8 protein-coding genes are annotated in these 10,749 nt (G+C 71.8%); 5 read left to right on the top strand and 3 right to left on the bottom strand.

What is annotated here, in order from left to right; all coding sequences use genetic code 11:
• Positions 1 to 91: 91 nt before the first annotated feature.
• Positions 92 to 1,822, top strand: a complete 1,731-nt coding sequence (locus tag VKN16_08975; GenBank protein ID HME94333.1) for a cytochrome c/FTR1 family iron permease — start codon at positions 92 to 94, stop codon at positions 1,820 to 1,822.
• Between the two features lie 56 nt (positions 1,823 to 1,878).
• Here the strand turns inward: VKN16_08975 and VKN16_08980 are convergent, their stop codons facing one another.
• Together VKN16_08980 and VKN16_08985 are read right to left on the bottom strand one after the other, a co-directional pair.
• Positions 1,879 to 3,819 (bottom strand): AMP-binding protein, encoded by a 1,941-nt coding sequence (locus tag VKN16_08980; protein ID HME94334.1) that lies wholly within the window; start codon positions 3,817 to 3,819, stop codon positions 1,879 to 1,881.
• Between the two features lie 5 nt (positions 3,820 to 3,824).
• Positions 3,825 to 5,552, bottom strand: coding sequence for an acyl-CoA dehydrogenase family protein (locus VKN16_08985; protein HME94335.1), 1,728 nt, complete (start codon positions 5,550 to 5,552; stop codon positions 3,825 to 3,827).
• A 118-nt stretch (positions 5,553 to 5,670) separates the two neighbouring features.
• Between VKN16_08985 and VKN16_08990 the strand changes: the two genes are divergently transcribed.
• From VKN16_08990 to VKN16_09005, 4 genes are read left to right on the top strand one after another with little or no spacing between them, the layout of a single operon-like run.
• Positions 5,671 to 6,987 (top strand): Xaa-Pro peptidase family protein, encoded by a 1,317-nt coding sequence (locus tag VKN16_08990; protein HME94336.1) that lies wholly within the window; start codon positions 5,671 to 5,673, stop codon positions 6,985 to 6,987.
• A 13-nt stretch (positions 6,988 to 7,000) separates the two neighbouring features.
• Complete coding sequence (locus VKN16_08995) at positions 7,001 to 7,681, top strand: ATP-binding cassette domain-containing protein (GenBank protein ID HME94337.1); 681 nt, start codon at positions 7,001 to 7,003, stop codon at positions 7,679 to 7,681.
• Entirely contained in the window at positions 7,678 to 8,748 is a 1,071-nt protein-coding gene (locus VKN16_09000; GenBank protein ID HME94338.1) for a hypothetical protein, read from the top strand. The genes VKN16_08995 and VKN16_09000 overlap by 4 nt, the downstream gene beginning before the upstream one ends.
• Entirely contained in the window at positions 8,745 to 9,713 is a 969-nt protein-coding gene (locus VKN16_09005; protein HME94339.1) for an alpha/beta hydrolase, read from the top strand. Before VKN16_09000 ends, VKN16_09005 begins: the two co-directional genes overlap by 4 nt.
• Here the strand turns inward: VKN16_09005 and VKN16_09010 are convergent.
• Positions 9,622 to 10,491: a haloalkane dehalogenase gene (locus tag VKN16_09010; GenBank protein HME94340.1), complete on the bottom strand. Its 870-nt coding sequence runs from the start codon at positions 10,489 to 10,491 to the stop codon at positions 9,622 to 9,624. The genes VKN16_09005 and VKN16_09010 overlap by 92 nt on opposite strands.
• Positions 10,492 to 10,749 lie beyond the last annotated feature (258 nt).

A 10,749-nucleotide genomic window follows, 5' to 3' on the forward strand; every position in this document is an offset into this window, starting at 1 on the left:
CATCCTGCACGCGCTCGACTACCTGGGCGTCGACTACCCAGGCGCGGTCCAGGACGGCAAGATCGTCGACCAGGGCGAGTACGACGAGCAGGTGGAGTTCGCGACCGGAGTCCGCGCCATGATCGGCGCCCTGCCCGCGCGGCCCGAGCGCGCCGCGCTCGAGGCCAGCGCGGCCGGCCTCCTCGCCGCCATCAAGGAGCAGCGCTCCGGCGACGAGGTCGCGGCCATCGCCTCGGACCTGCGCCGGCGCATCGTCGACCTCTACGAGGTCCGCGTCGCCCCGCGCCAGGCGCCCGACGTGCGCGCCGCCGCCGCCGACTTCAGCGCGCAGTGCGCGATCTGCCACGGCGCGGTTGGGCGCGGCGACGGGCCGGGCGCGAAGGGACTGAACCCGCCGCCCGCCGATCTCACCGACGCCGCCCGCATGGGGGAGCACAGCATCTTCGGCATCTACAACACGATCACGCTCGGCATCAAGGGCACCGCCATGACCGGCTTCGCCTCCCTCCCCGAGGCGCAGCGCTGGGCGCTGGCATTCTACGTGGGCGGGCTGGCCACGCCGGACGCCGCGCGCGAGCAGGGCGCGGCGCTCTGGAAGCGCGGGGTGGGCCGCAGCGAGCTGCACGACCTGCGGGCCCTTGTCATGGCCACGCCGAAGGAAGTGGCCGCGCGCTCCGGCGCCGACGCGGCCGCGGTGCTCGCCTACCTGCGCGGCGAGCCCGGCACCCTCGCGTCCGGCCGCGAATCGCCGATCGATTTCAGCGCCCGCGTGCTCGCGGAGAGCCTCGACGCCTATCGGCAGGGCGACGCGGCGCGGGCGCACCAGCTCGCGGTCACCGCCTATCTCGAAGGCTTCGAGCTGGTGGAAGCGCCGCTCAGCGCGGTGGACGGCGGGCTGAAGAGCCGCGTCGAGGCCGAGATGCTCCGCTACCGCACCCTGATCCAGTCGCGGGCGCCCCGTGAGGCGGTGGAAGCCGAGGCGCGCACGATCGCCTCGCTCCTCGAGGCGGCGCGCGAGCGCCTCGACGCCGCGCGCCTCTCGCCGGTCACCACCTTCACCAGCGCGCTGATCATCCTGCTCCGCGAGGGGCTCGAGGCCATCCTGGTGCTGGCCGCGGTCGTCGCGATGCTGATCAAATCCGGCCGCCGCGAGGCGCTCCCCTACGTGCACGCCGGCTGGATCGCCGCGCTCGCCCTGGGCGGGCTGACCTGGGTGATCGCCTCCTACGTGGTGACGGTGAGCGGGGCCGGCCGCGAGGTCACCGAGGGGGTCACCGCGCTGCTGGCCGCGGCGATGCTGCTCTACGTGGGCTTCTGGATGCACCGCCACTCCCACGCGGCGCGGTGGAAGGCCTTCCTCGAGGGTCGCGTGCAGGCGGCCCTGTCGGGCCGGACGCTCTGGACGCTGGCCGCGATCTCGTTCCTCGCGGTCTACCGCGAGGCGTTCGAGACCGTGCTGTTCTACCAGGCCCTCTGGGTCGAGGCGGGCCCGTCGGGCCATCTCGCGGTCGGCGCCGGCTGTCTGGCCGGATTCGCCGGCCTCGTGGTGATCGCCTGGCTCATCCTGAAGCTCGGGCTGCGCCTGCCCCTCGGCTGGTTCTTCGGCGTGGGATCCGCCCTGATGGCGCTGCTGGCCGTCGTGCTCGCGGGCAAGGGCATCGCGGCCCTGCAGCACGCGGGCAAGCTGCCGGTCGGCTCACTCGATCTGCCGACGATTCCCTCGCTCGGCGTGTATCCGACGTGGCAGGGACTGGTGACCCAGATCGTGCTCGTCGTGGTGATCCTGGGCGCGTTCACGTTTTCTCGGCGGCCGGCGGCGTAGCTTCCGAACCACCCCTCACCCTGCCCCTCTCCCCGAAGGGGAGAGGCAACGGCTCATTAGGACGCGTCGGAGATGGCCTGGACGCCGCCCGGGTTGTCGAGCGAGGAGAGATCGCCGGGGTCGCGGCCGAGATAGGTCGCGCGCACCACGCGGCGCATGATCTTGGCGCTGCGGGTCTTCGGCAGCTCGCGCGCGAACAGCACGCGCTCCGGCCGGATGGCCTTGCCCATCGAGCGCACGACCGCCTCCACCAGCTCGGCGCGCAGCGGCTCCGACGGCTGGTGGCCGGGGCGCAGCACCGCGAAGCACACCACGGTCTCGCCCTTGATCTCGTGCGGCACGCCGATGGCCGCGGCCTCCGCCACCGCCGGGTGCCCGACCAGCACCGATTCGACCTCGGCCGGCCCCACGCGCTTGCCCGCGATCTTCAGCGTGTCGTCGGAGCGCCCCTGGATGAACCAGAAGCCGTCGTCGTCGATGTACGCCCAGTCGCCGTGCACCCACACGTCGGGCCAGCGCGACCAGTACGTCTCGAGGTAGCGCGCCTCGTCCTTCCAGAAGCCGGCGGTCATGCCCGGCCACGGGCGGGTGATCACCAGTTCGCCCACCTGGCCGCGCACCGGCCGGCCGTCGTCGCCGTAGACGTCGGCGGCCATGCCGGGGATCGGGCCCGCGAAGGAGCACGGCTTGATCGGCGCGATCGGGAAGCACGACAGGATGCCGCCGGAGATCTCGGTGCCGCCCGTGTAGTTGATGATCGGCAGGCGCCCCTTGCCGGCGGTCTGGAAGAGCCAGCGGTACGGCTCCGGGTTCCAGGGCTCGCCGGTCGAGGCCATGATCCGCAGCGAGGAGAGATCGTGCCGCGTGACCCAGTCCTCGCCGTGGGGCATCAGCGCGCGCACCGCGGTCGGCGAGATGCCGAGCACGGTGACGCGGTGACGCTCCAGTACCGACCAGAGCCGGTCGGGCTTCGGATAGTCGGGCGTGCCCTCGAAGAGCACGGCGGTGCCGCCGGTGAGCAGCGCACCGCCGATCAGCATCGGCCCCATCAGCCAGCCGAGATCGGTCACCCAGAAGAGCCGGTCGTCGGGACCGAGATCGAAGAGATACGCGAAGTCGTGCGCGTTCTTGATCGAGAATCCACCGTGGGTGAGCACGGTGCCCTTGGGCCGCCCGGTCGTGCCCGAGGTGTAGATGATCAGGCACGGATGATCGGCCTCGACCGGCAGCGCGGTGTTCTCGGCGGACTCGGGGGCCACCACGTCGTGCCACCAGAGATCGCGGCCGTCCTTCCACGGCACCTCGGCCCCGCTGCGCCGGTGGACGATCACGCGCTCGATGGTGGGCGACGCGGAGACCGCCTCGTCGGCGGTGCGCTTGAGGGGCACCACCCCGCCCCGGCGCGCGAAGGCATCCGCGGTGATGAGCAGGCGGGCCCCGCAGCCGTCCAGGCGCGAGGCCACCGCCTGCGCGCCGTAGCCCGAGAAGCACGGCGTGTAGACCGCGCCGATCCGCGCCACCGCGAGCGTGGCGATGACGGCCTCCGCGCACATCGGCAGGAAGATGCCGACGGTGTCGCCGGGACGGATGCCGAGCCGGACCAGCCCGTTGGCGAGGCGGCCCACCTCGGCGGCCAGCTCGGCGTAGGACAGCGTGCGCACCGTGCCGTCCTCGGCCTCCGCGATCACCGCCGGGTGCCCGCCGCGGCCGGCCGCGACGTGGCGATCGATCGCGTTGTAGGACAGATTGAGCCGGCCGCCCGGGAACCAGCGCGCCCACGCGATCCCCTTCGACGAATCGAGCACGCTCCGATAGGGCGTGAACCAGTGGAAGCCGAGATCCCGCGAGACCGCGTCCCAGTACCACTCCGGATCCTCGATCGACCGGCGCTGCAGATCGGCGAGCGAGGCGAGGCCGTGCTGTTTCATGAGGCGGGCCATCCGGGTCTTCGCGGCGGTCTCCGGATCGGGCCGCCAGATGATCTCGTTGACGTCCATGCCGATCAGCCCTCCACGTCCGCCAGCGCGGCCGCCTCGACCGGGCGCCAGTCGGCCAGCGCGTCGAGCCACCCGATCTGGCGCCCGGTGAAGAGCGGGCTCCCCGGCCCGCGTGGCCCGAGCCAGCGCTCGAGATAGAGACCGGCCGCGAGCAGCTTGCGGTAGCCCTGGCCGCGCTCGCGCAGGGCCTGGCCCTCGGCGAGCAGCAGCGCGCCGGCCAGCAGGTGATAGAGCGCGTCCGCGACGGGGCGCGCCTGCAGCTCCCGCTCGTCGGCGGGCAGCGCGGCCCACGCCGCGGTCTGCCGCGAGAGCGACTCCAGACCGGCCCGCACCCGGTCGACCCACGGCTTGGCCGCCGGCTCGCTCACCCGGGCCAGCCGGTCGGTGATGAACACGGCCAGCGCGTCCAGCCCGCGGTCCTTCAGGATCGCCCGCTGCACGTCGAGGGCCACCACGTTGGCCGAGCCCTCCCAGATCGCGCCGAGGTACGCGTCGCGCAGCAGGCGCGGGTTCACCCACTCCTCGACGTAGCCGTTGCCGCCCCGCACGTTCATGGCCTCGGCGACCACGTCGCGGGCCCGGAGCGTGATCCAGTACTTGGCGAGCGGCGTCCAGACCCGCGCGAGCGCGCGCGCGTCGGCGGCGCCCGCCTCCCGCCGGTCGAGCAGCGCGGCCCCGTTGAGGATCACCGAGGCCGCGGCCTCCGCGTCCAGCAGCATCGAGAGCAGGTTGCTGCGGAGGAGCGGCAATTCGGCGAGAGGCCGGCCGAAGGCCACGCGCTGACGGGCGTGCACCAGCGACTCCAGCACCGCGCGGCGCATGAGCCCCGCCGCGCGCATGGCGTTGGAGAGCCGCGAGCCGTTGACCATCTCCATCATCTGCTTGAACCCGGCCGCGAGATCGCCGACCACGTAGCCGATCGCGCCCGCGTAGGTCACCTCGCCGGTGGCCATCGAGCGCGAGCCCAGCTTGTCCTTGAGGCGGTTGATGGTCCACGCGTTCTTGCCGCCGTCGGGCAGGCGCTTGGGCACCAGGAACATGCCAAGCCCGCGCGTGCCCGCGGGCGCCCCTTCGGGCCGCGCCAGCGTCAGCGCCACCTCCGCGTTGGCGACCGAGGTGAACCACTTGTCGCCCCAGAGCCGCCACTGCCCGTCTGCTCCGCGCCGGGCCACCGTGGTGGACGCGCCCACGTCGGATCCCCCCGTCCGCTCGGTCATCCACTGCGTGCCCTGCCAGAGCGCGGCCGGATCGGTGGACGTCAGATGCGGCAGATAGCGCGCCTTGAGCTCCTCGCTGCCGAAGGCCCCGAGCAGGCGCGCGCACGAATCCGTCATGTTCACCGGGCAGAGCAGCCCGAACTCGCTCTGGGCGAAGAGATACGACAGCGCGTACTTCACGACCTGCGGGACGCGGTCGGGCCAGCCGAGCACGCCGGGGCGATGCGCCATGGCCGCGAGGCCGAAGCGGCCGAAGGCGATCGCCTCCATCTGGAGATAGGCGGGGTGGCGCACCACCTCGTCCACGCGCCGCCCCTGCTCGTCCCACGCGCGCAGCGTCGGCGGGTTGCGATCGGCCACCGCGGCCAGCTCGTCGAGCTCATCCCCCGCGATCTCGCCCAGCGCGGTCAGATGCGGCGCCGCGCGCGCGAACGTCTCGGCGTCCATCACCGACTCGCAGAGGAGCTGGAAGTTGCGGTCTTCCAGATAGAAGTTCAGGCCTCTCGTGGTGGGCATCGCGTCCTGCGCGGGCGTTGCGGAAGAAAACGGCGTGGCCATGGCATCCGAGTCTATCGCGAACGACGGGTCTGTGATAGGAGAGACGCGACGCACACTACGCTCCCAGGAGGCGGACATGGCGCGCAAGCCGGCCGCGGCGCCGTCGAAGGAAGCTCCGACGCGGAAGCCCGACCCGACCGACCCGAAGCACCGGTGGGACCGCCCCATCCAGGCGCCGGGTCACACCCAGGTGGACTTCGAGGAGCGCGTGGACTTCCGCCGTCTGCACGACTATCGCGTGGGCCGCGTCCGGCGAGCGCTCGCGAAGTCCGGCCTGGGCGCGCTCCTCCTCTTCGACCAGTACAACATCCGCTACATCTCCGGCACCGTGATCGGCGAATGGGCGCGCGACAAGCTGACCCGCTGGTGCCTGCTCACCGGCAACGGCGAGCCCTGGGTGTGGGACTTCGGCTCCGCCGCGCGGCATCACCGCCTCTACACCCCGCAGCTGCCGCCCAACCAGTGCCTGGCCGGCATGGTCGGCATGCGGGGCGCGGTGTCGCCGAAGGCCGGCCTCTTCGAGGCGGCGGCCCGCGAGATCCGCGACATCCTGGCCCGCGAGGGGGTGGCCGGCATGCCCCTCGGCATCGACGTGGTCGAGCCGCCGTTCCTCTTCGCGCTGCAGAAGGCGGGGGTCGAGGTGCGCGACGGTCAGCAGGTCATGCTGGAGGCGCGCGTCATCAAGAACGTCGACGAGCTGGTCCTCCTCAACATGGCCGCGGCCATGGGCGACGGCGTGTACCAGGACATCTTCGAGGCGCTCAAGCCGGGCGTGCGCGAGAACGAGATCGTGGCGCTCGCCAACAAGCGGCTCTACGAGATGGGCTCGGACTGCGTGGAAGCCATCAACGCGATCTCGGGCGAGCGCTGCTCTCCGCACCCGCACAACTTCACGGACCGCATCATCCGGCCGGGCGACCAGGCCTTCTTCGACATCATCCAGACCTACGTCGGCTACAAGACCTGCTACTACCGCACCTTCAGCGTGGGCCGCGCCACCTCGCCCCAGCTCACCGCCTACGGCAAGGCGCGCGAGTGGATGGACGCGGCGATCGCCCTGATCAAGCCGGGGGTGGGCACCGACCGCATCGCGCGCGCCTTCCCGCGCGCCCAGGACATCGGCTTCGAGAGCGAGATGGCGGCCTTCGGCCTCAACTTCTGCCACGGCCTGGGCTTGGGATTGCACGAGCGGCCGATCATCTCGCGGCTGAACTCGTTCGACGACCCGATGGAGCTGCAGGCCGGCATGGTCTTCGCGGTCGAGACCTACTGCCCGGCCACCGACGGCACCTCCGCGGCCCGCATCGAGGAGGAGATCATCGTGACGCCGGAAGGCGCCCAGATCATCACCCTCTTCCCGGCCAACGAGCTGCCGATCGCGAACCGGTACTAGCCGGGAGCCTCGCATGAAGATCCTCGAAGTGGTGGGCCTCACCTGCCGGGTCGGCGGCATCACGCTGGTCGACGCCCTCTCGTTCACGATGGAGGAAGGCGAGATCCTGGCCCTGTGCGGCCCGCCTCGCTCCGGCAAGACCGCGTCGGTGCTCTGCCTGTCGGGTCAGATCCCCGCCGAGTCGGGCCGGCTCATCTTCGATGGGCGCGAGGTCACCGGCCTGCGCCCGCGCGAGCTGGCGGGCCAGGGCCTGGTCCGCTCCGGTCTCGTGCCCGCCCTGCCGTGGTCCGCGACGGCGGCCGAGCTCATGGCCCTGGCGGTGCTCTGGCCGCGACTCGGCCTCCTCGCCGCGCTGGCCGCGAAGTGGCCGGACACGCGGGTCCGCGCTCGCGTCGCGGCGCTGCTGGAGCGGGTCGGCCTGTCGGATCACGCGCGATCCCGGCGCGACGATCTGTCGATGCTGAGCCTGACGCGACTGCGTCTGGCCCAGGCCCTGGCGCTGCGGCCGCGACTGCTGCTGCTCGACGAGCCGCTCGGCGCGCTTCCGGTCGAGGATCGCGTCGCCGTCGCCGGGCTGATCTCCGAGATTCGCGCCGCCGGCATCACCGTGCTCCTGACCGAGCGCGAGCCGGCGACCGCGAAGACGGTGGCGGACCGGGTGGCGATACTGGCCCGCGGCGCGCTCGTGGCATGAGCGCCCCGGCCCGCGGGCTCGCGCATCTCATCGGCAGCGTGCCGCTCGCCACCACCGAGGAGGTCTTCCGCCGGATCGCGGGCGCGCTCGGCCCGCTGCTCTCGCGCATGCCCGACGGCGAGACCGGGGAGCGCCGGCGCTGGGTCTACTGGCAGCGCACCATGCTCGAGCGGCATCCGGCCATGGAGGTGGACGCGGACGCGGGGCTGCTCGAGCTGCGGCAGTGGGACGGCTCGCTGCTGCGTCGCACGAACCTCCTGCGCTTCCGCCCGGGTGTCGATCCGCACGGCGTGGACTTCCCGACCGGCTACGCGGAGGCCGCGCGCGACTCGTGGGCTTGCTTCGAGGGTCTCCGGACAGAGGGCGCGGTGCCGGCCGGCATGCGCTTGCAGGTGTGCCTGCCCACGCCGATGTCGAGCGCCTTCATGTACGTGAGCCCGCGCGCCCACGACGACTATCTCCGCGTCTATGAGCGGTCACTGCTGCGGGCCCTCGCCGACGTGCTCATCGCCGTTCCCCACCGCGATCTGAGCATCCAGTGGGACATCTGCCAGGAGGTGCTGGTGTTCGAGGACTACTTTCCCTCTCGCCCCGCGAACTACAAGGACCGCGTCTTCTCGCTGCTGAAGCGGCTGGGCGAGGCGGTGCCCGCCGACGTGGAGATGGGCTATCACCTCTGCTATGGCAGCCCGGCCGACCAGCACCTGGTCATGCCGACCGACACCACGATCCTCACCGAGATCGGCGCGGCCATCTTCTCGATGGTCGGGCGGCCAGTGGACTACCTGCACCTGCCGGTGCCGCGCGAGCGAGACGATGCGGCATACTTCGCGCCGCTGGGCTCGCTGCGTCTACCCGAGCGCACGCGTCTGTACCTGGGTCTGATCCACCACGCCGACCCCGAGGGCGATCGGCAGCGCATCGACACCGCGCGCCGCGCGGTCGGCGACGGCTTCGGCGTCGCCACCGAGTGCGGCTGGGGACGCGGTGACCCCGCGCGACTCGACTCACTCCTGGAGAGCCACCGCCGGGCCGTCGACTACCTGATGGCGGGGGGCGGTCGATGACCGACGATGCCCCCGGCCCCGCGTCGCACACCTTCTTCTCGCAGCGGCTGCGGCTGCACTACGTCGACTGGGGCAACGAGGACAAGCCGCCGCTGCTGCTGATCCACGGCGGCCGCGACCACTGCCGGAACTGGGACTGGACCGCGGCCGCGCTCCGCCACGACTGGCACATCATCGCCCCGGACCTGCGGGGTCACGGCGACAGCCAGTGGACGGCCGACGGCAGCTACTCCATGACGGGATACATCTACGACCTCGCCCAGCTGATCCACGGCCAGCGGCTGGCTCCGGTGACCATCATCGCCCACTCGCTGGGCGGTAACGTGGCGCTGCGCTATGCCGGGATCTATCCGGAGACGGTCGCCCGGCTCGTGGCGATCGAGGGGCTCGGGCCGTCCCCGCGGCAGTGGGCGGAGCGCGCCGCGACGAGCATCGACCTGCGCATGGACGAGTGGATCCTCGAGCAGCGCAGGCTCGCGGGCCGTCTGCCCCGTCGGTACGGCTCGATCGAGGACGCCTTCCGTCGTATGCAGGAGGAGAACCCGCATCTCTCCGCCGAGCAGGCGCGCCATCTGACGGTGCACGGCGTGAACCAGAACGAGGACGGCACCTATAGCTGGAAGTTCGACAACTACGTGCGCGTCTTTCCGCCGTACGACATGCGCGGGCAGGACATCAAGCACCTGTGGTCGCGCATCGCCTGTCCCACGCTCCTGCTCTACGGCACCGAGAGCCGCTCCGGCAATCCGGCCGAGGACGGCCGCGCCGAGCCGTTCCGCCACGCCACCGTCGTCGGCATCGAGCGCGCCGGGCACTGGCTGCACCACGACCGCCTCGACGAGTTCCTGCGCGTGGTCCGCGACTTCCTGGCGGTTACCGCCGAAGCCCCGCCACGAATCCCGCCACCGCCGCCCCGATCTCCCGCGGCGAGTCCTCCTGGACGAAGTGGCTGCCGCGCACGGTGATCTCCTGCTGGCTCGGCCAGGTCCGGCAGAACTCGCGCTGCGGCCCGGTGAGGATCGTCCCCGGCTCCGCGTTGACGAACAGCTTGGGCACGTCGCTCGTGGCCAGCCACCGCGCGTAGTCGTCGACGATCGCCACCACGTCCGCCGGCTCGCCGTCGATCGGGATCTGCCGGGGCCAGGTCAGGGTCGGGCGGCGTGATTCGCCGGGCTCCAGATACGGCCGGCGATAGACCGCCATCTCCGCCTCGGTCAGCCCGCGCAGCACGCTCAGGGGCAGGATCCGCTCCACGAACACGTTCTTGACGAGCACCATCTCCTCGCCCGCCGGCGAGCGCATCGCCTGGAAGACCTTCCGCGCCACCTCCGGCCATTCGTCCCACGTGACCGGCCGCACCAGGGCTTCCATGTAGACGAGGCCGCGCACGCGCTCGGGGTGGCGGCGCGCCCAGTGGAAGCCCAGCGCCGAGCCCCAGTCGTGCACCACGAGGGTGACGCGGTCGAGCGCGAGTGCCTCGAACCACGCGTCGAGATAGCGGGCGTGGTCCACGAAGCGGTAGGAGCCGCCGGGCGCCTTGCCGGAGTCGCCCATCCCGATCAGATCCGGCGCGAGGCAGCGCGAGGCCGGCTGCACGTGCGGAATCACGTTGCGCCAGAGGTAGGACGACGTCGGGTTTCCGTGCAGGAACACCACCGGATCGCCCGCGCCCGTGTCCACGTAGGCCATCTCGGTGTCCAGCACGCGCACCCGCCGGCGCGGGTGCGCATCGGCGGCGGGCATGGCCTCGCTCATAGACGGCGCCCGCCCCGAGGGAAGGATGTCACTCGGCAAGACCGCGGGACGATCGCCGTGCGCTCTCGATTGGTCTCGACGGAGAGATCGTCATCCACTATCGGCCGAACAGCTGCTCGATGAGCGCTTCTCACGAGAAACCGAGGTGCTGGGCTACGTCGGCCAAGACCCCGGCTCGCCGTGTTCGATGGTGGTCAACCGGAGGTGGCTGCCAGTCTGGCGGGTCAACCGATAGCCGAACCGAGC

The organism is Candidatus Methylomirabilota bacterium, assembly GCA_035315345.1.
Lineage (GTDB): Bacteria > Methylomirabilota > Methylomirabilia > Rokubacteriales > CSP1-6 > CAMLFJ01.